The sequence below is a fragment of the Streptomyces mayonensis genome (assembly GCF_018982965.1).
Lineage (GTDB): Bacteria > Actinomycetota > Actinomycetes > Streptomycetales > Streptomycetaceae > Streptomyces > Streptomyces mayonensis.
On the sequence record NZ_JACBYP010000027.1, the window covers coordinates 58129 to 81368 of the forward strand.

Sequence of the window (23240 nt, forward strand, 5' to 3'; positions counted from 1 at the left end):
CGGGCCGGCCGCTCCGGGGCCGGCCCGGGGTTCACCGGTGCGGCATCAGCCGCCCAGAGCGCCGAGGACGACCTGCTTGGCCTCCTCCTGCACCTGGCGGAGGTGGTCCGCGCCGAGGAACGACTCCCCGTAGATCTTGTAGACGTCCTCGGTGCCGGAGGGGCGGGCGGCGAACCACGCGTTCTCGGTGCTCACCTTGATGCCGCCGATGGCCGCGCCGTTGCCCGGTGCCTCGGTGAGCACGCCGGTGACCGGTTCCCCGGCGAGGGTGTCCGCGGTGACCTGGGCGGGGGACAGCTCCGCCAGGCGGGCCTTCTCCTCGCGGGTGGCGGGGGCGTCGATGCGGGCGTAGGCGGGCTCGCCGAAGCGGGCGGTGAGCGCGGCGTAGTGCTCGGAGGGGGTCCTGCCGGTGACGGCGGTGATCTCGGAGGCGAGCAGCGCGAGGATGATGCCGTCCTTGTCGGTGGTCCACACGGAGCCGTCCCGGCGCAGGAACGACGCCCCGGCGGACTCCTCGCCGCCGAAGCCGAGGGAGCCGTCGAGGAGGCCGTCCACGAACCACTTGAAGCCGACGGGTACTTCGACGAGGCGGCGGCCGAGGTCCGCGGCGACCCGGTCGATCATGCCGGAGGACACCAGGGTCTTGCCCACGCCCGCGTCGGCCGGCCAGCCGGTGCGGTGGGCGTAGAGGTAGGCGATGGCGGTGGCGAGGTAGTGGTTGGGGTTCATCAGGCCGCCGTCGGGGGTGACGATGCCGTGGCGGTCGGCGTCGGCGTCGTTGCCGGTGGCGATGGTGAAGCGGTCGCGCCGCTCGATGAGGGAGGCCATGGCGTGCGGCGACGAGCAGTCCATGCGGATCCTGCCGTCCCAGTCCAGCGTCATGAACCGCCAGGTGGGGTCGGTGAGCGGGTTGACCACCGTGAGGTCGAGGCGGTGCTGCTCGGCGATCCGGCCCCAGTAGGCCACGGAGGCGCCGCCCAGCGGGTCGGCCCCGATCCGTACGCCGGCCGAGCGGATCGCGTCGAGGTCCAGGACGGACGGCAGGTCCCGGACGTAGGCGTCGAGGAAGTCGTACCGCCCGGTACCGGGCGCGGCGAGCGCCCGGGCGTGGGTGACCCGGCGTACGTCCTTCAGCCCGGCCGCGATGATCTGGTTGGCCCGGTCCTGGATCCAGGAGGTGGCGTCCGAACCCGCGGGGCCGCCGTGCGGCGGGTTGTACTTGAAGCCGCCGTCGGCGGGCGGGTTGTGCGAGGGCGTGACCACCACGCCGTCGGCGAGGCCCGAGGTGCGGCCGCGGTTGTGGGTGAGGATCGCGTGGGAGACCGCGGGGGTGGGGGTGTAGCCGTCGGCGCTGTCGACGAGGACGCTCACGTCGTTGGCGGCGAAGACCTCCAGTGCGGTGACCCGCGCCGGCTCGGACAGGGCGTGGGTGTCGGCGCCCATGAAGAGCGGGCCGTCGGTGCCCTGCGCGGCGCGGTACTCGCAGATCGCCTGGCTGGTGGCGGCGATGTGGTCGTCGTTGAACGCGGCCGCCAGGGAGGAGCCCCGGTGTCCGGATGTGCCGAAGGCCACGCGCTGGGCGGGCTCGGCGGGGTCCGGGTGCAGGGCGTAGTACGCCGTGACCAGCCGGGCGACGTCGATCAGGTCCTCGGGGCCCGCCGGCTTTCCGGCTCGTTCGTGCTGCATGCGCCCACTCCTCCGCATCGGTCGGGACTTTGCTCGCGGCCCCATTTTCCCCTGTCCGGGCGGTGGTGCCGTACGCCCCGCCCGTCCTCGTGGCGGGCACGGGGAGCGGAGGCGGAGGTGCCGGCGGTGCGGGCGCGGCGGCCGGGTGTCAGATCCGGCCGCCGGTGAGGCGGGTGAGGGGGCCGCGGGAGTGGTGTGCGGCGCGCCGGCCGACCGCGTACGAGGCGGCGCTGACCGCGGTGATGCCGACGCCGACGCCCGCGGCGACGAGTTTGCGGTGGGCGACGGCCGTCCAGGCCGTCCTCGCCGTCGCCGCGACCTGTCCCGTGGTGGCGACGACCGCCTGGCGGCCGGCCTCGACGCCCTTGGCCGCCGTCTGCACGGCGCCGCCTGCGGCCTCGGCGGAGCGCTGGGCACCGGCCCTGGCCGCCGAGGCGGCGTCGCCGGCCCGGTCCGCGGCGGCCCGGTTCGCCCGCGGGGCGGGCGCGGTCGCCTTCTCCGCGGTGCCGCGCGCCGTGGACCCGGCGGTCCGGGTGCCGGTGGGCTTCTTGTTCGTTTCCTTGTTCGGATCACTCATGGACATCGCCTTGCCCCTGACCGCGCGGGCAAACGCGAGTGGCCCCTTTGGACCTCAACACGGCTTCGCCGCACCGGCCTTGAGGAGCAGAGTCGTGTCGTCGTCACCGGGCGGGCGGCGGCGTCCCGGTGAGGGGCCGTCAGCTGGACGCGGTCGGGGGCAGCTGGGCCGTGCTCACCTGCTCGCCCAGCACCCGGGCCATGAACTGCACGAGCCAGCGCTGCGCGGGGCTGCGCGAGGACTCGTGCCGCGCGTACAGGGCGATCTCGATCGGCTCGGTGTCGAAGGGCAGCCGCACCAGGCGCACCCGGTGGGAGGTGGTGAAGACCTCGCCGACGTACTCGGGGACGATGGCGACCAGGTCGGTCTGCTCCAGCAGGTAGGGCAGCATCGAGAAGCGGGTGGCGTCCACGGCCACCCGTTCGAGCAGCCCGTGGGCGGCCAGCACCGCCCGCGGCGCGACGTGCCCGCTCGGTCCGAAGACCGTCGCGTGGTGCTCGGCCGCGAGGTCCGCCAGCGTCACGGCGTCGCCGCGCACGCGCGGGTGGTCGGCGGCGACCATCAGGACGTAGCGCTCGCGGAAGAGCGGGATGCGCACGGTCAGGTGCGAGGTGATCACCGGTGTGGCCACGAACGCGTCGAGGTCGCCGCGGCGCAACTGCCCCTCGGCGTCGTCCACGTCGAAGGGCCGGACGGTGAACGACACACCCGGCGCCCGCTCGCGCGCCGCGACGAGGAGCCTCGGCAGCAGGGTCGCCTCGCCGAGGTCGGACAGGGCGATGGTGAAACGGCCCGACATGGTCCCGGCGTCGAAGAGGTCGCCCTGGCGGACCGCCCCGTCGATCTCCGCCAGGGCGCGCTGGAGCGGGAGGTACAGCCGCCGGGCGCCGGCGGTGGGCGTCAGCCCGCGTCCGTTGCGGCGGAACAGCTCGTCGTCGAAGTGCCGCCGCAGCTTGCCCAGGCTGTAGCTGACGGTGGGCTGCGTGACGTGGAGCGTCTCGGCGGTGGCCGTGACACTGCCGGTCTCGTAGAGCAGGACGAAGACGCGGGCCAGGTTGAGATCGAAGATGCCCATATCGACAGACTCTATATCGCAGCGGCGAAACATCTATTGGTGCCCATGTCGCGGGGTCCCTAGCGTGTTCTGCGTCACTTCGAAAGGACCGCCCGTGCCATCCGTGCGCCGTGTCTCCCACGCCTTCCTGGAGCGCCAGGGCCTCACCACCGTCTTCGGCAATCCGGGCTCCAACGAGCTGCCCTTCCTCGCCGGGTTGCCCGACGGTTTCCGGTACGTGCTCGGTCTGCACGAGGGCGCCGTGGTGGGCATGGCCGACGGGTACGCCCAGGCGACCGGCCGTCCCGTGCTGGTCAACCTGCACGCCGCCGCCGGTTCCGGGAACGCCGTGGGCGCGCTGACGAACGCCGTGGCCTCCCGCACTCCGCTCGTCGTGGTGGCCGGCCAGCAGGTGCGTCCCGCCATCGGCCCCGAGGCCAACCTGGCCAGCGTCGACGCCCCGGCCCTGATGAAGCCGCTGGTCGGCTGGTCGGCGGAACCGGCGTGTGCCGCGGACGTGCCGCGCGCGCTCGCCCAGGCCGTCTTCGAGGCGCGGCTCCAGCGGCGGCCGACGTACCTGTCCGTGCCGTACGACGACTGGTCGGCCGACGCCGGCGACAACGCCCTGGCCGTGCTGGACCGGCGGGTGCTGCGGGCCTCGGTGCCCGACGGCGCACAGGGGCGGTGGCTGGCGGAGCGGGTCGCCGCGGCGGAGCGGCCCGCGCTCGTGCTGGGCGGCGACATCGACTCGGCCGGCCGCTTCGACGACGCCGTGCGGCTGGCCGAGCGGCTCGGCGGTCCGGTGTGGGCGGCGCCCTCGCTGTTCCGGCTGCCGTTCCCCAACCGGCATCCGCTGTTCCGGGGCGTGCTGCCGGCCGGGATCGCGTCGGTCGCCGAGGCGTTCGAGGGCCACGACCTGGTGCTCGTGCTGGGTGCGCCGGTCTTCCGGTACCACGAGCACCGCCCCGGCCGGTACCTGCCCGAGGGCACCCGGCTGATCCAGGTGACCGAGGACGCCTCCGCCGCGGCGCGGGCGCCGATGGGCGAGGCGCTGGTCGCCGATCCAGGGGCCGTGCTGGACCTGCTCCTGGAGTCGCCGGGTGCGTCCGGGGCTCCTGCGGGCCCCCCGCGGCCGGTGCCCGAGCCGCTCACCGCCGAGGGGCCGGGCCTGCATCCGGAGGAGGTCTTCGCCGCGCTGCGCGAGGAGATGCCCGGGGACACCGCGTACGTCGTCGAGTCGACGTCGACCAACGCGGCGTGGTGGCGCCAGATGGACCTGCGCCGCCAGGGCTCCTACTACTTCCCGGCGGCCGGCGGGCTCGGTTTCGGCCTGCCCGCCGCGGTCGGCGTCGCGATGGCGCAGCCCGGCCGTCCGGTGGCCGGTGTGATCGGTGACGGCTCGGCCAACTACGGCATCACCGCCCTGTGGACGGCGGCGCAGCACCGGGTTCCGCTGACCGTCGTACTGCTGCGCAACGGGACGTACGGGGCGCTGCGCTGGTTCGGCGGTCTGCTCGGTGTGCCGGACGCCCCCGGAATGGACATCCCGGGGCTCGACTTCACCCGCATCGCGGAGGGCTACGGCGTCCGCGCCCGGCACGCCGGCAGTGTCGCCGAACTGCGCGCCCTGCTCGCCGAGCGGCCGGAGGGGCCCCGGCTGATCCAGGTGGACACGGTGCTCACGACGCCCTCCTGAACCGACCCACCCGAGCGCCCGGAGCCGCCGGCGCGCTCGCCCGGCGAAGATCACGACGAGAGGGAAGACGATGACATTCCTGGACAGTGCCGTCTGGGGCGGGAAGTTCTGGAGCGACGGCTGGCGGGACTCGCCCGGCGGGCAGCCGGTGACCGAACCCGCCACGGGCGACCGGCTCGGCACGGTGGGCCTGGCCACGCCCCGGGACGTGGACCGGGCCGCCGCGCGGGCCGCCGAGGCCCAGCGCGAGTGGGCGGCGACCTCGCCGCAGCGGCGGGCCGCGGTGCTGCGGCGCGCGGGCGAACTGTTCACCGAGCACACCGCCGAGATCGAGGACTGGCTGGTGCGCGAGGCCGGCTCGGTGCGGTCCAAGGCGGCCTTCGAGGCCGGGCTGGCGATCGGCGAGTGCTTCGAGTGCGCCGGGCTGCCGACGCACCCCCGGGGCGAGGTGCTCACCTCGGAGGACTCCCGCTGGTCGCTGACCCGGCGCCGCCCGGCCGGTGTGGTCGGCGTGATATCGCCCTTCAACTTCCCGCTCGTCCTGGGGCTGCGTTCCGTCGCCCCCGCCCTGGCGCTCGGCAACGCCGTGCTGCTCAAGCCGGACCCGCGCACCGCGGTGAGCGGCGGTGTCGTCGTCGCCCGGATCTTCGAGGAGGCCGGACTCCCCGCCGGCGTCCTGCACCTGCTGCCGGGCGAAGGTGCGGTGGGCAGGGCGGTCGTCGAGGCGCCCGAGGTCCGGGTGATCTCCTTCACGGGTTCCACGCCGGTCGGACGGGCCATCGGCGAGCAGGCGGGGCGGCTGCTGAAGCGGGCGCACCTGGAACTCGGCGGCAACAACGCGCTGGTCGTGCTGCCCGGCGCGGACGTGGCGAAGGCGGCCTCGGCGGGGGCGTTCGGGTCGTACCTGCACCAGGGGCAGATCTGCATGACGACCGGACGGCACGTGGTGCACGAGTCGCTGGTGGACGAGTACACCGCCGCGCTCGCCGCGAAGGCCGAGGCCCTGCGGGTCGGCGACCCGGCCCGCGAGGACGTGGCGCTCGGTCCGCTCATCGACCGCGGGCAGCTGGAACGGGTGCACGGCATCGTCACCGACAGCGTCGCGGCGGGCGCGAAGCTCGCCGCGGGCGGCGAGACCGACGGGCCCGGCTACCGCGCCACGGTGCTGACCGGCGTGACGACGGACATGCCGGCCTGGCGCGAGGAGATCTTCGGCCCCGTGGCGCCCGTCATCTCCTTCTCCACCACCGAGGAGGCCGCGCGGATCGTCAACGACTGCGAGTACGGCCTGTCGGTCGGCATCCTCGGCGACGTCGGTACGGCGATGGGGCTCGCCGACCGGATCGACTCCGGCAAGGTGCACATCAACGAGCAGACCGTGAGCGACGAGCCGAACGCCCCGTTCGGCGGGGTGAAGGCGTCGGGCACCGGCTCCCGTTTCGGCGGTCCCGCCGCCAACGTCGAGGCGTTCACCGAGACCCAGTGGCTGACGGTCCGCCCGGACATCGCCGACTACCCGTTCTGAGTTCCCGGGGCCGGTCGCCGTACCGGTCCCCGCCCGGCCGCCCCGGCCGGTCCGCTCCGCCCCACCCACACCCGTCCCCGGGGGGAGAGTCATCATGGCTTCCACCAACAGGCCCGGCGCGTCCGGGCAGGCCGGCGACGCCGGCAGCGGCGCCTGGACGGTGGTCCTGTGCTGGATCACCGTCCTGCTGGAGGGCTACGACCTCGTCGTCCTCGGCGCCATCATCCCCACCCTGCTGAAAACCCACCACCTCGGCATGACCACGGGTGACGCGACCACCGTCGCGACGCTCTCGCTCGTCGGCGTCGCCATCGGCGCGGTCTGCGTCGGCCCGCTGGCCGACCGGCTGGGCCGCCGCCGTCTGCTCATCGGCTCGGTCGTGCTGTTCTCCGTGTTCACGCTCGTGGTGCCGCTGGCGAACTCGGTGACGATGTTCGCCGCGCTGCGTCTGATCGCCGGCCTGGGCCTGGGCGCCTGCATGCCGGTCTCGCTCACGATGATGGCCGAGCACATGCCGGCCGGCCGGCGGGCCCGGGCCAGCACCCTCACCATGACCGGCTACCACACCGGCGCGGTGATCACCTCGCTGCTCGCCCTGAAGGTGACCGACGACTGGGAGGTCCTCTTCTACCTGCTCGGCGTCGTGGGACTCGTGGTCGCCGCGATCCAGTGGTTCAAGCTGCCGGAGTCGCGGGCCTTCGCGCGGGCCAGGCAGGACGGGGCGCAGCGGGTGCCGTTCACCGCGCTGCTGAGTCCGGCGTACCTGCGGGCGGGCGTCGGCATCTGGGTCGCGTCGTTCATGGGCCTGCTGCTGGTCTACGGCCTCAACACCTGGCTCCCGAAGCTCATGAACGACGCCGGCTACCCCGTGCCGACGGCCGTCACCCAGTTGCTCGTGCTCAACATCGGCGGCGTCGCCGGCCTGGTCCTCGGCGGGTACGTCGCCGACCGGCGGGGCATCAAGGGCACCACGATGGCCTGGTTCGCCGTCTCCGTGGCCATGCTGGCGTGCCTGAGCATCAGGATGGAGAGCGACCTGCTGCTCAACACCGTCGTCTTCTTCACCGGCGTGTTCGTCTTCTCGGCGATGGTGCTCGTCTACGCGTACGTGACGCACTACTACCCGGCGTCCGTGCGGAGCACCGCGCTCGGTTCGGCGTCCGGGATCGGCCGGATCGGCTCGATCGTCGGCCCGTCCATCACCGGTGCGCTGGTCGCCTCGGGGGTCGGTCACCCGTGGGGCTTCTACTTCTTCGCGGCGGTGGCGGTCCTCGGCTTCCTGGCCGTACTGACGCTGCCGCGGGGCGGTGGGGGCGAGTCGGCCGGGGTCGCGGCTCCGGCCGCGCGACGGCCGGACGCCAGTACGGCCTGACACGGCGCGGCCCGGCAGCGCACGGCCCGGCGCCGGTGTGCAGACCGATACACCGACGGGAGCAGCGGGCCCTCGGGTCCGCTGCTCCCGTCGGTGTATCGGTGTAGGGGGGGCCGGTGACTCAGTCCTTGTCGACCTCCTGGCCCAGGACCTTGCCGTTGGCCGCGTCGACGTCGACGGAGGTCTTGTTCCAGTTCTCCTTGTCGACCACGTCGACGCCCCAGACGACCTGCTGGTCGTCGTTGTCGCCGAGTTCGACGTGGGTGACGGTGCCCTTGGCCTTGTCGGTGGCGGCCTTCACGGCCTGCTCGGGCGTCTGCTTGGCCTTGTCCAGCCACTCGGACACCTGGGTCTTGTCGTCGGCGTCCTGGTCCGGGTCGACCTGGCTGCGGAAGACCTTGCCGGTCGCCGCGTCGATGTCGATCCGGTGCAGGGTCCCGTCGGACTGGGCGACCTTCGCCTCCCACTCCGGAGCGCCCTGGCTGGGCGCGGGGTTCGGCGTGCTCGGGCTCGCCGAGCCGGTCGCCGAACCGCTCGGCGACGCGGTGGCGTCGGCGTCCGTGCGCTTGAGTTCGAGGTCCACGAGCTTGCCCTCGGGGACCTCCTTGACGGCGGTGTCGGCGGCCTTGTCCCAGGTGACCTTCGTCGCCGAGACGAGGTCCTTGCGCTCGGTCTTGTCCTCGTTCATCGAGGCCGACGGAGAGCCGGAGGGGGACGCGGACTGGGTGTCGGTGGCGGAGGGGGACTCGGTCTGGGCCGCCTCCGCCACGCTGGAACGGGTCGTGTCGGCGTTCGTGCAGGCCGTCAGGAGCAGGACGGAGGTGCCCAGGGCACCGGCCACGGCCAGCGAACGCAGGGGGAGTCGTCGTGCAGAGCTCATGATGCTGTCCGTAACCGTTCAGTCACGCAGACACACCGAACAAGTATGAAAGTCACCCCAATGGCCGGGAGTCTCCGCGGTGGCCGCAGGTCCGGTCCCGGCCGGTTCAGCGGGCCGGTACGAACTTCACCCGCCCCGCGCCGGGAGCGGTCGCCGGACACCGGGGCAGGACCCGGACCCCGGCACCCTCCAGCCACTCCCGGTACGCGGTGGACTGGCGGGCCGCCTCCCAGTAGGCCTCCTCCAGGGCGGGGAAGACGGCGTCCAGCTCCGACAGGGTGCGGGCGGCGAGCAGCAGGCGTACGCCGAGCGGGTCGCCGTGCAGACGCCGCACCGCCGTGTCGGGGCGGGACTGGGAGCCGGGCTGGCAGACGGTCACGACCTCGCCGGTCGCGACGAGGGACGCGGCGGTGTGGTAGTCGCCGTGCAGGACACGCGGGTTGAGGCCGACGGCACGCAGCATGCGGTGGACGCCGTCCCACTCGCCGTCGACGGTGGGATCGACCATCCAGCGGTCGTCGGCGAGGTCGGCGAGCCGGACGACGGGACGGGCGGCCGCGGGATGGTCGCCCGGCAGCATCACGAACTGCGGCTCGCGCTCCACGAGGACCCGCAGCCGCAGTCCCTCGGGGACGCGCAGCGCACTGCCCTCGACCTCGTGCACGAAGGCGACGTCCAGCTGTCCGTCGGCGACCCGGCGCAGCAGCGCGTTGGCTGAGACGTCCATCTGCAGGGTCGGCTCCAGGCCCGGCCGCCTGAGTCTGCGCAGCCAGCCGGCCAGCGCGCGGCTGGCCGTCGAGCCCACCCGCAGCCTGCTGTCGCCGCCCGCAGCGGCGGCCCGGGCCTCGCGGACCAGGGTGCTCATGTCGGCGAGCAGCGGACGGGCCCGGCCGAGGACGGTGCGGCCGAGCGGGGTCGGGCGGCAGCCGGTGCGCTCCCGGACGAACAGGGCGCCGCCCAGGGCCTGTTCGATGCGGCTCAACTGGGTGCTCAACGTAGGCTGGGCCACGCCCAGTTGGCGTGCCGCCCGGTGCAGGCTGCCGGCGTCGGCGATGGCGCACAGCGCGCGCAGATGCCTCACCTCGAGCTCCATGCGGGGAGCGTATGGCGGAACACCCGGCCTGCGCCAGATGAACAAAAGACGGCGGACCAGGGCGAGTTCTGCACTCCGGTCGAAGCGGCACCGGGTCGCCCGCCGCGGGTGATAGCCCTGCGCTATCGCCTGTTGCCATCATCACAGCGGGCTCATGGGCGCCCCACACTCACCGGTGACGACTTCTCCCCCCACTCCCCCACACAAGGAGTCATCGATGCGCATCAGCCTGCCCCTGCTGTCCACCGCGGTCGGTCTCGGCCTGACGGCCGCCGCGGTCGGCGCCGCCCCCGCCACGACGGCCGCTGCGCCCCACACCCCGGACCGGTCCGCGCACATGGGCTACGAGCCCGCGGCCGGCTCGGGCGAGGACGCGGCCGCCAACCGGGCGTTCTTCGAGGCGGTCGTCAAGTCCGTCGCCGAGAAGCGCGCGGCCGACCCGACGTCGGCGGCTGCCGTGACCGTCTACTACAGCGCCGCCGACGCGCCCAGCTTCCGCTCCCAGATAGCCGGTTCCGCCCAGATCTGGAACAGCTCGGTGTCGAACGTGCGGCTCGCCGAGAGAAGTTCCGGTGCGGACTTCTCGTACCGCGAGGGCAACGACCCGCGTGGCTCGTACGCCTCGACGGACGGGCACGGAAGCGGTTACGTCTTCCTCGACTACCAGCAGAACCAGGAGTACGACTCCACCCGGGTCACCACCCACGAGACCGGGCACGTGCTCGGTCTGCCCGACCACTACTCCGGCCCGTGCAGCGAGCTGATGTCGGGCGGCGGTCCCGGTCCGTCCTGCACCAACGCCTATCCGGACGCCGCCGAGCGCGGCCGCGTGGAGCAGCTGTGGGCGGACGGCTTCCAGGCCGCACTCGACAAGGCGCTGGAGAAGGCGGGCCGGCGCTGAGCGTCTGAGCGCACGGCGGCGGGGGCGGCCCGGTCCGGGGCCGCCCCCGCGCACCTGTGTGCCGTCCGTTCCGTCCGTTCCATCGGTTCCGTGGGCCGCAGCACGGCCTCAGCCGGTGCCGGGCAGGGCGGCGAGCACGGCGCGGTGGACGGCCCGGGCGAGGCGGGCGCCCCACTCGGAGCGGGGGCCGGCGAAGGAGTGCGCGTCGGTTCCGCCGCCCGGCGTGCGGGCGGCGACGCACACGGCGTCGGTCGGGGTGCCGGAGCAGTCGAGACCGGCGTCGAGGAGTGCCTGGACCTTGGCCTCGGTCACCGTCATCACCGCGTTGACGAGGGCCGCGTCGGTCAGCGCGACGGGCAGCGCGGCCACGATGTTGACCGTTCCGGGCGTGGCCGGTGCGACGGCCCCCGCACCGGGCGAGGCCGCCCAGCCGCGTACGGAGACGCCGGCGGTCGCCACGACCTCGGCCCCCTCGTCCCGCGCCCGGCCGAAGGCGGACACGTCGGCGGCCGTCATCAGGCCCACGCCGGGCCCGCGGGCGCCGGCCGCGCGGGCCAGGCCGGCCAGGTGCCGTGCCGGGTCGGTACGCCGGTAGCCGTGGGCGACCTGGGCGTTGAGCACCCACGCGCGCTCGCCGATCCCGCCGCCCAGCACGGCGCTGCTGACCATCCGCAGGCCCGGTCCCGGGCGCCACAGCAGGGCGTGCAGCCGTTCGCCGTCCTCCGTCCGCGTCAGGCGCTCCGGATGCGGCAGTCCCGACCCGGTTCGGGGCGGCGGCAGGACGGCGGGCACGGTCGGGGACTCCCGTGGTGATCGGCGCAGGCGGGCGGACCGGTCGATGGTACTCACGGCCCGCCCCGCGGACCCGGGCGGCCCCCGGGGCGGACGCGGACGCGTTGCGGACCCCGGTACGGGCGCCTTCACTGAACACAGCTTCGCCACCAGGCGACGGATCGGAGGCCGCAATGCCGTCCCACACTCTGGAGCACGGGGTCCTGGTCATCACGGTGGACCGGGACCCGGGAATCGACGGGCGGGCCGCGCTGACCACGTACATCACCAACCTGGTCGACGCGCACCAGCCGGCCCCCGTCGTCATCGTGCTGGCCGACGGGGCCGCCGGGCCCGCCGCGGTCAGTGCCGTGCTCCGGGCGCGCCAGTGGTGCGGGCGGCTCGACCTCCTGATGTCCGTCGTGGCCCACAGCGCGCCGGTGCGGCGGCTCCTGGAGAACAACGCGGACGGCTGCGGCCCCCGGCTGGTCGTGCACGCCCGCGTCGACACCGCCATCAGCACCGCCTTCACCGCGGTGGCCTGACGCACCGGGGGATCGGGACCGGGGCATCGGGGCGGTCCGCGGGGCTTCGGAGGCGGATGCCGGACGCTACTGCTGTCCGAGCCAGAGGTCGGGACCGAACACCTCGTAGTGGATGGCCTCGGCGGGCACGCCGCGGCGCAGCAGGTCACCGCGGACGGCACGCATGAAGGGGACCGGGCCGCACAGGTAGACCGTGAGGTCCTCGGGCAGTTCAAGGCCGGTGAGGTCGGCGCGGCCGGCCGACGCCTCCGGCGCCCGCTCGCCGGGCTCCTCGTACCAGAGGTGGAGACGCGCGCCGGGCAGTGCGCCTATCAGGTCGCGCTGCTCCTGCCGGTGGGCGTGGTCGGCGGGGCTGCGGTCGGCGTGCACGACGGTGACCGGGCGGGTGGCGCCGGCCGCGACCAGGTGGTCGAGCATCGCCAGCATCGGGGTGACGCCGATGCCGGCCGAGGCCAGCAGCAGCGGGCCGTCCCGCTCGGCCAGGGCCAGGTCGCCGAAGGGCGCGGACACGGTGAGCACGTCGCCCTCGCGCGCCCGTTCGTGCAGCCACGAGGAGACCTCGCCTTCGGGGGTGCCGTCGCCCCGCACCCGCTTGACGGTGATGCGCAGGCCCGAGCGGCCGGGCGCGGCGGAGAGGCTGTACTGGCGGATCTGCCGGGCGCCGTCGGGCAGTTCGACCCGGACGCTGACGTACTGCCCGGGCCGGAAGGGTGCCGTGGGGCGCTCGTCGGCCGGGCGCAGTACGAGGGAGACGGCACCGGCGCTCTCCTCGCGCCGTTCGACGACCTCCATGCGGCGCCACACGTCGCCCTCCGCGACGCCCGCCTCCTCGTAGAGGCGGGCCTCGACGGCCACAAGGGCGTTGGCCATCAGCCAGTAGACCTCGTCCCAGGCCGCGGCGACCTCGGGGGTGACGGCGTCGCCGAGCACGTCCCCGATCGCGGCGAACAGGTGGCGGTGGACGATCTTGTACTGGTCGGAGGTGATACCGAGGGAGGCGTGCTTGTGGGCGATTCTGGAGAGCATCACGTCCGGCCGGGTGTCGGGACGTTCCAGGAGCAGGCCGGCGAACGCGGCGATGGAGCCGGCCAGGGCCCGCTGCTGCTCCCCGTTGGCCTGGTTCCCGCGGTTGAACAGGTCCCGCAGCAGTTCCGGGTGGGCGTCGAACAGCTTCTGGTAGAAGAGCCGGGTGATGTCGCCGATGGCGGCCCCCACGGCGGGAAGGGTGGCCCGGACTACGGGGACGGACTGTTCGGAGAGCAAGGCGACTCCCTTAATCGGTATTTTGGATTCGTGTTTTGAGGCATGCGGGTGACGGGCGAGCAGTCCTCGGGACCGCCCCTGCCGCCCTCGGTCAACCCGGCGGACGGTTCGACAGGCCGATCAGGACCGGCCCGGTCGGTGAGGCCACCAGGTCGGCGACGGTCAGCGGGTCGAGCGCCGCGTAGAACGCCTCCTGAGCGTCGCGCAGGGCGCCGCGCAGCCGGCAGGCGCCGCGCAGCGGGCACGGTGAGCCGCCCTCGCAGTCGACCACTCCGCCCTCGCCCTCGAGCTCGCGCACCAGCCGGCCCACCGAGGCCCGGTGCCCCGGTCCGGTCAGCGTCAGCCCGCCGCCGCGCCCGCGCCGCGCCTCGACGATCCCGAGGTGCTGGAGGCGGGTGACGGCCTTGGCGGCGTGGGTGTACGGCACTCCGACGGCCTCGGCCACCTCGCGGGTGGTCAGGGGGTCGTCACCGTCCTTCACGACCGCCAGGCGCATCACGGAACGCAGCGCCAGGTCGGTGAACTTCGTCAGCCGCACAGCCGTGACGCTATCAAATACGCATAATGGATGCGTGTTTGGATACAGCGATGACCTTGTGGAACGCGTCACTGGGCGCCGAGGGGCGCGGGGGCCCGCGCCCCGCCACGACGGGACGGACGGTGACGGCCGATGACCGCGCAGGACGGCGCCGCACCCGCCCCGGACCCGGCTCCTCCCCTGCCCCGGGTCCTGTGCGACACCGCCGAGCTGCTGCCGGCGGGCGACGACGCCGGGGGCGGCGCCCGGTGGCGGCTCGCGGAGCCCGGGCGGCAGCTGGACGCCAACGTCGTCCGCATTCCGCCGTCGGGACGGGTGGACACGCACACGGAACCGGACCTGGACGTCCTGCTGCACGTTCTGGACGGGACGGCGACGCTGGTGTGTGCCGACGGTGAACGGGCCCTGCGCGCGGGCCTGCTGACGTGGCTGCCGCACGGTTCGGCCCGGGCCGTCGCCGCCGGTCCGGACGGGGTGACGTACCTGACCGTGCACCGCAGGCGTCCCGGGATGCGCATCCGGCCGCCGGGCGCCGCCGACCGGCTGCTCCCGGCGCCGGACGGCGGCGGCTGAGGCCGCGGTCAGCCGACGGGGGCCGGCGGGTCCAGCCGGCCGTCGTGCAGCCGCGCGACCCGGTCGGCCGCGGCCAGCTGCGCGCGGTCGTGGGTCACCAGCACCGTGGCGGTGCCCCGTTCCCGGGTGAGGCGGGTGATCAGGTCGACGACGGCGGCGCCCCGTTCGTGGTCGAGGGCGCTGGTGGGTTCGTCGACGAGCAGCACACCCGGGTCGTTCATGAGGGCCCGGGCGATGTTGACCCGCTGGCGCTGCCCCCCGGAGAGCTGGTGGGGCCGTCGGCCGGCGCGGTCCGCGAGACCGACGGCGTCGAGGAGTTCGAGGGCCCGGCCGCGGGCGGCGCGCGGCCTGCGTCCGTCGAGGCGGGTCATCACCTGGAGCTGCTCGGCGGCGGTGAGCGCCGGCAGCAGGTTGGGCTGCTGGAAGACGATGCCGATCCGGTTGCGGCGCAGGTCGGCCAGCTCCCCTCGGCTCAGCCCGGTGGTGTCGGTGCCGTCGACGGCGACGGTGCCCGAGTCGGGGGTGATCAGCGTGGCGGCGACGGCCAGCAGGCTGGACTTGCCCGAGCCGGAGGGGCCGACCACGGCGGTCAGGCCGCCGCCGGGCACCTCCAGGGTGACGCGGTCGAGGGCGGTGAGGCGGCCGTCCCCGTCGGGGTGGGTCAGGGTGATGTCGGTCAGGATCAGGCTCATCGGGCGCTCCCCAGGGCGGTCAGCGGGTCCACGGAGGTGATGCGGCGGACGGCGAGGCCCGCCCCCAGGCCGCCGAGGAGGACCAGCACGGCGGCCGGGACCAGGACGGTGGCGGGAGTCAGGTCGAAGGGGACGGCGGAACCGGAGACGGCGGCGCCGATCGCGGCGGCCGCGGCGGTGCCGACGAGGGTGCCGCCGACCAGCAGCACCGCGGCCTGGCCGAGCGCGTCCCGCAGCAGCGCGGCGGTGGTGGCGCCCAGCGCCTTGAGCACGGCGATGTCACCGCCGCGCTGGATGGTCCACACGGTGAAGAAGGCACCGACTACCAGGGCGGAGATGGCGAACAGAAAGCCCCGCATCAGCTGCAGCGAGCCGTTCTCGGAGCTGTAGGAGCCGATCGCGGAGAGCGACTCGTCCTTCGTCACGGTCTCGGTTCCCGCCGCCCGGTCGGTCGCCGCGAGGTCGGCGCCCGAGCCGGTGTCCAGGGCGATCACCGTCGCCGCGGGGCCGCCGGCGGCGGGCGGGGCGACGGCCTGCCAGGTGGGCAGGCTCGTCCACACCACCGGCGTGTGGCTGAAGGAGACGTCGTGGCCGGTGGCGGCGACGGTGAGCGGCCGGCCGGCCAGCGTGACGGTGTCGCCGGCGCGCACGCCGAGCGCGTCGGCCACGGAGGGCGGCACCGTCACCGTACGGTCGTCGGCCGGGGCGCCGTCGGGGGCCAGGTGCGAGCCGGTCCGTACGCCGAACACGGTCACCGCGGTGCTTCTGGCGCCCGCGCCCGCCCTGGTGGTGGTGATGCCCAGGGGTTCGGCGCGGCGGACGCCGGGCGCCTCGGACCACCGGGTCCACTGGGCCTCGGTGACGGAGGAGTCCGCGTACGACAGGTCCTGGCCGTCGCCCGGCGCGCCGAAGGCGATCCGGTCGGCGGGCAGGGCGGTGACGGCGGAGACGTTCTCCCGGGCCAGGCCCGCCGTCAGCCCCGACAACAGCCCGACGAGCAGGGTGATCAGTACGACGACGCCGCCCATCAGGGCGAACCGCCCCTTGGCGAACGTCAGGTCTCTCAAGGCGACAAACACGTCTTCGCCCGGCCTTTCGACAACGGTGACAGGGTGCCGCGGCGCGGCACCGGTGGTCGCGGCGGTGCGCCGCGCCCTCAACCCTCGCCGTCGGGGGCGGCGGCGGCATCGGTCCCGGGCGGGGACTTCGCGGGCCGCAGGGTGTGCTCCGGCTTGCACCTTTCGACAGATGCCCGGACCCGGTGCGGTCCGTAGGCTGGGACGATCGTGAACACTCCGACTCCCACCACCCGGGCCCTGGCCTGGTGCCTGCACCTGCTCGTGGCCGGTCTGCTCGTCCTGGCCGCGGTGCGCGCGGTGGCGGACGGACGGCCGCAGGCACCCGCGGTGTGCGCCGCGGCCGGCGCGGTCGGGGCGGTCTACGCGGTCGGCCCCGCGCTCGACGCCGTCCGCGCCTCCCGCCGCGGTGCCGCACTGTGGCTGGGTGCCGTCGGCGCGGTGTGGCTCGTGCTGCTCGCCCTGTCCGCGGAGGGTGTGTGGCTGGCGTTCCCGCTGTACTTCGTCCAGCTCCATCTGCTCTCCCGCCGTGCCGGGCTCGTCGCGGTGGCCGGGACGGCGGTCGCGGCGGTCGCGGCCTTCTCCGCCCACCGGGGAACGGTCACGGCGGCCGTCGTGATCGGTCCGGCGCTCGGAGCCGCCGTCGCGGTGGCGGTGGTGTGGGGCTACCAGGCGCTGTACCGGGAGAGCGAGCAGCGCCGCCGGCTCATCGAGGAGCTGACCGCCACCCGGGCCGACCTGGCCGAAGCCCAGCGGGCCGCCGGGGTGCTCCAGGAGCGCCAGCGCCTGGCCCGGGAGATCCACGACACCCTCGCCCAGGGCCTGTCCAGCATCCAGTTGCTGCTCCGGGCCGCCGAACGGGCCCTGCCCGACCGGCCGGGGCCGGCCGCCGGTTACGTGGGGCAGGCCAGGCAGGCCGCGGTGGACAACCTCGCCGAGGCCCGCCGGTTCGTCGCCGCCCTCTCCCCGCCGCCGCTGGACGGAACGACCCTCGCCGGCGCGCTGGAGAGGCTGTGCGCCACCACCGGCGAGCGGCACGGGACCGAGGTCCGCCTCCGTCTCGCCGGACGGACCCGCCCCCTGCCCACCGGGCACGAGGTGACCCTGTTGCGCGTCGCCCAGTCGGCGCTGGCCAACACCCTCGCGCACGCCCGCGCCGGCCGCGCCGAGGTGACCCTGAGCCACGAGGACGACGCCGTCGTGCTGGCCGTCACCGACGACGGCGTGGGGTTCGACCCCGCCGCGGTCTCCCCGCCCGGTCCGGCGGGCGGGGGCTTCGGGCTGGCCGCGATGCGGGCCCGGGTGCACGCCCTGGACGGCACGCTCACCGTCGAGTCCGCCCCCGGGAGCGGCACCGCGCTCGTCGCGCGGCTCCCGCTCCCGCCCGCCACCGACGACGAACCCGAGGCCCAGCCGTGACCGAGTCCGACCCCACGCCGATCCGTCTGCTGCTCGCCGACGACCACCCCGTGGTCCGCGCGGGGCTGCGCGCGGTGCTGGAGACGGAGGACGGCATCGCCGTGGCCGCCGAGGCGGCGACCGCCGAGGAGGCCGTCGAGCGGGCGGGGCTCGGCGACATCGACGTCGTCCTGATGGACCTGCGGTTCGGCAGCGGCATGAACGGCGCCCGGGCCACGGCAGCGATCACCGCGCGGCCCGGCGCGCCGCGCGTGCTGATCGTCACGACGTACGACACCGACGCCGACACGCTGCCGGCCATCGAGGCCGGTGCCACCGGCTACCTCCTGAAGGACGCGCCGCCCGAGGAGCTCGCGGCGGCCGTCCGCACCGCCGCGGCGGGCAGGACCGCGCTCGCGCCGACGGTCGCGGACCGCCTGATGACCCGCCTGCGCGAGCCGCACACCTCGCTGACCCGCCGCGAGACGGAGGTGCTCTCCCTGGTCGCCGAGGGCCTGTCCAACCAGCACGTCGGTGAGCGGCTGCACCTGACGGAGGGCACCGTCAAGTCCCACCTGGCCCGGGTCTACGCCAAGCTGGACGTGGACTCGCGCACCGCCGCGGTCGCCGCCGCCACCGCCCTCGGTCTCATCCGGCGCTGAAGCTCAGCGGGCCTCGGCAGCTCAGCGGGCCTCGGCGCGCAGTTCGGTCAGGGAGCGCGCCGTCAGCGGGCGCGGCTCCTCCCCGGGATCGACGAGGACGACGGTGCAGGTGGCCGCGTGGGTGAGCGCGCTGGTGAAGCTGCCGTCGGCGAACTGGGCCAGCGGGCCGCGCGGGGACCGCCCGACCGCGACCGTCCGGGCCCGTACCCCGGCGGCGTGCCGGGCCAGGGCGCGGCCCGCTGCGGCGTGGTCGCCGACCCCGTCGAGGATCTGGCCGGTGGCGGCGACGCCCGCCTCCCGCAGCCGGTCGAGGTGCGCGGTGACGGCCGCCCGGGCCTCCTCGTCGCTCTCGGTGACGGCGGCCTGTTCCTCGACGACGGCGGTCTGCCGCACGTGGACCACCTCGAGCGGGCTGCCGGTGTCGCGGGCGAGGCGGGCCGCGCTGTCGACGACGGCGGCCGCCCGGTCGTGGGCGCCGACGGCGACGACGACGGGCTGCGCGCCGTCCGCGGCCGGGCCGCCCGGGCCGACGGGGGTGAGCGACGGGGGCACGGTTTCGGCGCCGCCGGTGCCCGCTTCGGCCTCGCGCAGCAGCCGGTGGCCGCCGGCCAGGACCGGGACGGCGAGGAGGAAGGTGGCGGCGCCCAGGTAGAACGGGACGCTCAGGTCGGTGGCGTCGGCGAGCTTTCCGGCGACGTAGGGCGCCAGGCCGCCGCCGATGAAGCGCAGGAAGCCGTACGCGGAGGAGGCGACGGGGCGCTCGACGGGCGAGACGAGCATGACGGCCTGCGTGGTGAGGGTGTTGTTGATGCCGATGAAGGCGCCGCTGACGATGACCGCGACGATCACCGTGGTGGGCGTGGTGACGCCGGCCGCGATGACGGCCATCACGATGCCGAGGCCGGCCAGATTGGCGTACAGGACGGGCGCGGTGCCGTAGCGGGCCTGCAGGCGCGGGGCGAAGAAGACGCTGAAGGCGGCGACCAGCAGGCCCCAGGCGGTGAAGACGAGGCCGAGTTCGTGGGCGTCGAGCTCCATCGGGTACGGGGCGTAGCCGAGCATGGTGAAGAAGCCCCAGTTGTACAGCAGGGCCATGATGCCCATGGTGAGCAGGCCGCGGTGGCGCAGGGCCTTCAGCGGGGCCAGGGGCGAGGTGACCCGCTTCGGTTTGGGCAGGTCGGGGACGAGGACGACGGTGGCGATCAGGGCGACCGCCATGAGCGCGGCGACGCCGTAGAAGGGGCCGCGCCAGCTGATCGCGCCCAGTTCGCCGCCGAGCAGGGGGCCGACGGCGATGCCGAGGCCGAGGGCGGTCTCGTAGAGGATGATCGCGCCGCCGAAGCCGCCGCTCGCGGAGGCCACGATGACCGCCAGCGAGGTGGCGATGAACAGGGCGTTGCCGAGCCCCCAGCCGGCCCGGAAGCCGACTATGCCGTTGATGGAGTCGGTGGTGCCGGCCAGGGCGGCGAAGACGACGATGATCGCGAGGCCCGTGACCAGGGTGCGTTTGGCGCCGATCCGGCTGGAGACCCAGCCGACGATCAGCATGGCCACCGCGGTGACGATCAGGTAGCTGCTGAACAGCAGGGACACCTGGCTGGGGGTGGCGTCGAGGCTGTCCGCGAGGGCGGGGAGGATCGGGTCGACCAGGCCGATGCCCATGAACGAGATGACGCAGGCGAAGGCGACGGCCCAGACGGCCTTGGGCTGCCGGAACGGCCCGCCCGGCCGGTCGGGCGCCGCGCCCTGCTCCTGTGGTGTGCCCTGTGCCGGCGATGCACTCATGCGCGGTGTTCCTCCGAGGTGTCCTGACGGTTCTCGACGACCCTGGCCAGGGCCAGGAGCGCGGTGGTGGTGGCCTGCCGCTCCGGTCCTGTCATGTCCTCCATGAGCTGTCCGAGGGCGCGGGCGCGTTCGGCGCGCCGCCGGGCGACGACCTCGAGGCCGGTGGAGGTCACGGCGACGAGCACGCCGCGGCCGTCGCTGGCGTCGGCGGTGCGCCGGACCAGTCCCGCGCGCTCCAGGCGGGTGACGAGCTGGGTCATGTTCGGCTGGGAGACGCCCTCCGCCCGGGCCAGCTCGGTCAGCCGCTGCGGGCCCCCGCGCTCCAGCCTGCCCAGCGTCGAGGAGGCGGCCGTGCTCAGGGACCCGGTGCGGGCGCTCTGCCGCACGTACCGGACCATCCGCTCGACGGCGACGATCAGTTCGTCCGGCGAGGCCGGCGGCGCCTCCTGCTCACGGGCACTGTCCATAAGCGCATTATGCATTTACGTGTACCGTGAAACAAGATGCGCCGGCGCGGCCCGGCCCCGTTCCTGCCCGGCTCCGGCGGGAACACGGCAGAAGAAGAGGGAGGTACCGCATGGACTGGCGCGAGTTCGCGGAGCACATGGCGTCACTGGCACGAGATCTGCTGGCTCAGGAGTCGGTGAACGACACGCTGGAGCGGATCACCGCTTCGGCCACCGAGCTGATCGAGGACTGCGACGCCGCCGGCATCCTGCTCCTGCGGAACAACCGGGTGCAGTCCCTGGCCCCCACCGACCAGGTGGTGGTCGAGAGCGACGCGCTGCAGGGGCGCCTCGGGGAAGGGCCCTGCTTCGACGCGGCCCGCACCTCCGCGGGGCAGCGGCAGTACCGCATCCGCGACTTCCGCGACGTGCGCGGCGAGGCGGAGCGCTGGCCCGAGTACGCCCCCGAGGCCCGCAAGCTGGGCCTCGGCAGCATGATGGGGTTCCTGCTGTTCACCGAGGACGAGGACCTCGGCGCCCTGGACCTGTACTCCTACCGGCCCGGCGCCTTCAGCGAGGCCGACGAGACGGCCGGCTGGCTGCTGGCCTCGCACGCGGCGGTCGCCTTCTCCAGCGCCCGCACGCACGCCCAGCTGCAGGAGGCCATCGGCACCCGGCACCTCATCGGGGAGGCCATGGGCATCCTGATGGGCAGCCACCGGATCGGTGAGGACCAGGCCTTCGCCACCCTGCGCCGGTACTCGCAGGACAACAACGTCAAGCTCCGCGAGGTCGCCCGGCAGGTCTGCGAGCGGGGCGCCCTGCCCTGACCGCCAGGGGGCGTTTGCTTCCACCCCTCCCGGTAACTCCGACATTCCGGACGCCGATCGGTACGGGCACACCGGCGTCGAGACTGCTGTGTGGCATCCCGGGAGTCGCCATGTGGAAGCGCAAGGGCAGGAAGGGCCGCCGGACCGAGCGGCCGGTGGCCATGGAGCTGTGCGACCTGTGCGCCAGGGTCTTCCCCGAGGACGAGTCCGTGAGCGGCTACGTGCCGGACTCCTCCGCGGTGCACGCCGCCAACGAGTGGTTCGACGGGCTGCGGCTCGTCACCACGTGCTCGGACGACCACTTCGACGTGATCAAGAAGGGGTACGCGGACCGGCCCTTCGTGGACGAGGAGCTGTGGGCCGCCAAGCTCACCCGCGCCCTGACCACGGGCCCGCCGGCCCTCTCCCTGGACCAGCTCGGCTGCCGGACCGGCCTCCAGGAGCCGCAGATACGCGCCGCCATCGCCTGGCACAACGAACGCATGCGGGAGCAGCAGGGCATGGACCCCTGACCGGGCCCGCCCCTCCCCGGCGCTCCCTCAGGCCGGGCGTGTCCCGTGCACGCGGTACGGCTCGGCGTCGGCCCACCTGACCTCCAGGCCGAGGCCGGGCCGGCCGGTGTCGGGGCGCAGGGCGCCGTCCTCGGGCGACAGGGTGCCGTCGAACAGCAGCCGCTCGACGCGCACGTGGTCGTGGAAGTACTCCAGGTGCCGCAGCCGGCGCACCGCGCAGAAGGCGTGGGCGGAGACGGCGGGCGCGCAGTGCGCGGACAGGTCCAGGTGCCGGGCGCCCGACAGACCGGCGACCTCCAGCACGCCGGTGATGCCGCCGCAGCGTGTGACGTCCGCCTGGAGGCAGTCCACGGCCGGGCCGCGGGGGCCGTCGACGAGGTTGGCGAAGTCCTGGGCGGTGAAGGCGTACTCCCCCGCCGCGACCTCCAGGCGGGCCGGGCCCCGCTCGCGCAGCATCCGCAACCCCTCCAGGTCGGCCGAGCCGACCGGCTCCTCGAACCAGCGCACGTCCCACTCGTCGTGGAACCGGTGCGCCCAGTACAGGGCCTCCTTGCGGCCGAGTGCGCCGTTGGCGTCGGCGAACAGCTCCGGCCCGTCCCCCACCGCCCGGCGCACGGCCGTGAGCCGCCGCGGGTCGTCCTCCGGGACCCGTGAGGTCTTCAGCTTCACCCGCCCGATGCCCTGCTCCACCCACCCCGCCAGCTGGTCGGCGAGCCGGTCCGGCGGGTAGTTCGTGAAGCCTCCGCTGCCGTAGACCGGCACCCGGTCGTGGTGGGCCGGCAGGAGGTGCACGAGGGGCAGGTCCAGCAGCCGTGCCTTGAGGTCCCAGAGCGCCACGTCGACGGCCGACAGCGCCATGGCGCCGGCACCGGGGCGGCCGGCGTTGCGCATCCGCGCCCCCATCCGCTCCCAGAGGGCGGGCGGTGAGGAGACAGGGCCGCCCTGGACGACCGGCGCGAGCACGGAGCGGGCGAAGGACGCCGCCGAGACGTCCCCGTAGGTGTAGCCGAGGCCGGTGCGGCCGGCTGCGTGCACCCTCACGAGGACCAGGGTCGTGGAGTCCCACTCCAGCGTGCCGTCCTGTTCCCGGCCGCCGGGACCGTCGGTGGGGACCTCGAAGGCGTGCACGTCGACCGATGCGACCTCACAGCCGTCGAGCGCCTTCGGGCCGGTGCCGGGCACGGACGTCATCGCGCGCTCCTCGCTCTCGTCTTCACAGTCCGTACGCCCTCGTCCCACTCGTGCCGGGCCCGGTTCCCCGCCGGAGCGGGCCGGGTCCCGGCCGTTCCGGGGCCGGTTCCCGGCTGCGCACCGCGCCGGCGGGGCCGTCCGGGTGGGCGGAGTACCGGGCGACCGCGTTGGTCA

General features: G+C 74.5%; 23 protein-coding genes. 10 read left to right on the forward strand and 13 right to left on the reverse strand.

Annotated features, from left to right (window positions below; genetic code table 11):
- Positions 1–45: 45 nt before the first annotated feature.
- From pgm to HZS56_RS13320, 3 genes are all read right to left on the reverse strand, one after another.
- Positions 46–1686, reverse strand: a complete 1641-nt coding sequence (gene pgm, locus HZS56_RS13310) for a phosphoglucomutase (alpha-D-glucose-1,6-bisphosphate-dependent) (RefSeq protein ID WP_216720904.1) — start codon at positions 1684–1686, stop codon at positions 46–48.
- A 148-nt stretch (positions 1687–1834) separates the two neighbouring features.
- Positions 1835–2269 (reverse strand): hypothetical protein, encoded by a 435-nt coding sequence (locus HZS56_RS13315; RefSeq protein ID WP_216720905.1) that lies wholly within the window; start codon positions 2267–2269, stop codon positions 1835–1837.
- A 133-nt stretch (positions 2270–2402) separates the two neighbouring features.
- Complete coding sequence (locus HZS56_RS13320; RefSeq protein ID WP_216720906.1) at positions 2403–3338, reverse strand: LysR family transcriptional regulator; 936 nt, start codon at positions 3336–3338, stop codon at positions 2403–2405.
- 94 nt (positions 3339–3432) lie between these two features.
- Here HZS56_RS13320 and mdlC point away from each other — a divergent pair, with 94 nt between their 5' ends.
- From mdlC to HZS56_RS13335, 3 genes are all read left to right on the forward strand, one after another.
- Positions 3433–5013 carry a benzoylformate decarboxylase gene (mdlC, locus tag HZS56_RS13325; RefSeq protein ID WP_216720907.1) on the forward strand — a complete coding sequence of 527 codons (1581 nt, stop codon included), beginning with the start codon at positions 3433–3435 and terminating at the stop codon, positions 5011–5013.
- A gap of 70 nt (positions 5014–5083) precedes the next feature.
- Positions 5084–6538, forward strand: coding sequence for a benzaldehyde dehydrogenase (locus HZS56_RS13330; protein ID WP_216720908.1), 1455 nt, complete (start codon positions 5084–5086; stop codon positions 6536–6538).
- Between the two features lie 94 nt (positions 6539–6632).
- Positions 6633–7910: an MFS transporter gene (locus HZS56_RS13335; RefSeq protein WP_216720909.1), complete on the forward strand. Its 1278-nt coding sequence runs from the start codon at positions 6633–6635 to the stop codon at positions 7908–7910.
- Positions 7911–8031: 121 nt separating this feature from the next.
- Here the strand turns inward: HZS56_RS13335 and HZS56_RS13340 are convergent, their stop codons facing one another.
- Both HZS56_RS13340 and HZS56_RS13345 read right to left on the reverse strand, forming a co-directional pair.
- Complete coding sequence (locus HZS56_RS13340; protein ID WP_216720910.1) at positions 8032–8790, reverse strand: PepSY domain-containing protein; 759 nt, start codon at positions 8788–8790, stop codon at positions 8032–8034.
- 106 nt (positions 8791–8896) lie between these two features.
- The gene (locus HZS56_RS13345) at positions 8897–9883 is read right to left on the reverse strand and encodes a LysR family transcriptional regulator (protein WP_216720911.1); all 987 of its coding nucleotides are present in this window, start codon (positions 9881–9883) and stop codon (positions 8897–8899) included.
- 217 nt (positions 9884–10100) lie between these two features.
- Here HZS56_RS13345 and snpA point away from each other — a divergent pair, with 217 nt between their 5' ends.
- A complete protein-coding gene (gene snpA / locus HZS56_RS13350) occupies positions 10101–10784 on the forward strand; it encodes a snapalysin (RefSeq protein ID WP_216720912.1) in 684 nt (227 codons plus the stop codon).
- Between the two features lie 108 nt (positions 10785–10892).
- Here snpA and HZS56_RS13355 read toward each other — a convergent pair whose 3' ends face one another.
- Complete coding sequence (locus tag HZS56_RS13355; protein WP_216720928.1) at positions 10893–11576, reverse strand: adenosylcobinamide amidohydrolase; 684 nt, start codon at positions 11574–11576, stop codon at positions 10893–10895.
- Between the two features lie 173 nt (positions 11577–11749).
- Here HZS56_RS13355 and HZS56_RS13360 point away from each other — a divergent pair, with 173 nt between their 5' ends.
- Positions 11750–12100 (forward strand): hypothetical protein, encoded by a 351-nt coding sequence (locus HZS56_RS13360; protein ID WP_216720913.1) that lies wholly within the window; start codon positions 11750–11752, stop codon positions 12098–12100.
- Between the two features lie 66 nt (positions 12101–12166).
- On the opposite strand, the gene HZS56_RS13365 is transcribed toward HZS56_RS13360, so the two are convergent.
- Both HZS56_RS13365 and nsrR read right to left on the reverse strand, forming a co-directional pair.
- Complete coding sequence (locus HZS56_RS13365; RefSeq protein ID WP_216720914.1) at positions 12167–13363, reverse strand: globin domain-containing protein; 1197 nt, start codon at positions 13361–13363, stop codon at positions 12167–12169.
- A gap of 91 nt (positions 13364–13454) precedes the next feature.
- A complete protein-coding gene (gene nsrR, locus HZS56_RS13370; RefSeq protein WP_216720915.1) occupies positions 13455–13901 on the reverse strand; it encodes a nitric oxide-sensing transcriptional repressor NsrR in 447 nt (148 codons plus the stop codon).
- Between the two features lie 132 nt (positions 13902–14033).
- Here nsrR and HZS56_RS13375 point away from each other — a divergent pair, with 132 nt between their 5' ends.
- Positions 14034–14474: a cupin domain-containing protein gene (locus HZS56_RS13375; RefSeq protein WP_216720916.1), complete on the forward strand. Its 441-nt coding sequence runs from the start codon at positions 14034–14036 to the stop codon at positions 14472–14474.
- Positions 14475–14482: 8 nt separating this feature from the next.
- On the opposite strand, the gene HZS56_RS13380 is transcribed toward HZS56_RS13375, so the two are convergent.
- Together HZS56_RS13380 and HZS56_RS13385 are read right to left on the reverse strand one after the other, a co-directional pair.
- Positions 14483–15166, reverse strand: a complete 684-nt coding sequence (locus HZS56_RS13380; protein WP_216720917.1) for an ABC transporter ATP-binding protein — start codon at positions 15164–15166, stop codon at positions 14483–14485.
- Positions 15163–16245 (reverse strand): ABC transporter permease, encoded by a 1083-nt coding sequence (locus tag HZS56_RS13385; protein ID WP_216720918.1) that lies wholly within the window; start codon positions 16243–16245, stop codon positions 15163–15165. The genes HZS56_RS13380 and HZS56_RS13385 overlap by 4 nt, the downstream gene beginning before the upstream one ends.
- Before the next feature lie 207 nt (positions 16246–16452).
- On the opposite strand from HZS56_RS13385, the gene HZS56_RS13390 reads away from it, so the two are divergent.
- A complete protein-coding gene (locus tag HZS56_RS13390; protein WP_216720919.1) occupies positions 16453–17661 on the forward strand; it encodes a sensor histidine kinase in 1209 nt (402 codons plus the stop codon).
- Entirely contained in the window at positions 17658–18302 is a 645-nt protein-coding gene (locus tag HZS56_RS13395) for a response regulator (protein WP_216720920.1), read from the forward strand. The genes HZS56_RS13390 and HZS56_RS13395 overlap by 4 nt, the downstream gene beginning before the upstream one ends.
- A 21-nt stretch (positions 18303–18323) precedes the next feature.
- On the opposite strand, the gene HZS56_RS13400 is transcribed toward HZS56_RS13395, so the two are convergent.
- Together HZS56_RS13400 and HZS56_RS13405 are read right to left on the reverse strand one after the other, a co-directional pair.
- A complete protein-coding gene (locus tag HZS56_RS13400) occupies positions 18324–20087 on the reverse strand; it encodes an MFS transporter (protein WP_253914179.1) in 1764 nt (587 codons plus the stop codon).
- Positions 20084–20554 carry a MarR family winged helix-turn-helix transcriptional regulator gene (locus HZS56_RS13405; protein ID WP_374201139.1) on the reverse strand — a complete coding sequence of 157 codons (471 nt, stop codon included), beginning with the start codon at positions 20552–20554 and terminating at the stop codon, positions 20084–20086. Before HZS56_RS13405 ends, HZS56_RS13400 begins: the two co-directional genes overlap by 4 nt.
- 110 nt (positions 20555–20664) lie before the next feature.
- Between HZS56_RS13405 and HZS56_RS13410 the strand changes: the two genes are divergently transcribed.
- On the forward strand, positions 20665–21363 hold the full coding sequence (locus HZS56_RS13410) for a GAF and ANTAR domain-containing protein (RefSeq protein WP_216720922.1): 699 nt from the start codon (positions 20665–20667) through the stop codon (positions 21361–21363).
- A gap of 110 nt (positions 21364–21473) precedes the next feature.
- A complete protein-coding gene (locus HZS56_RS13415) occupies positions 21474–21875 on the forward strand; it encodes a hypothetical protein (protein ID WP_216720923.1) in 402 nt (133 codons plus the stop codon).
- A 27-nt stretch (positions 21876–21902) separates the two neighbouring features.
- Here the strand turns inward: HZS56_RS13415 and HZS56_RS13420 are convergent, their stop codons facing one another.
- Complete coding sequence (locus HZS56_RS13420) at positions 21903–23066, reverse strand: enolase C-terminal domain-like protein (RefSeq protein ID WP_216720924.1); 1164 nt, start codon at positions 23064–23066, stop codon at positions 21903–21905.
- Positions 23067–23240 lie beyond the last annotated feature (174 nt).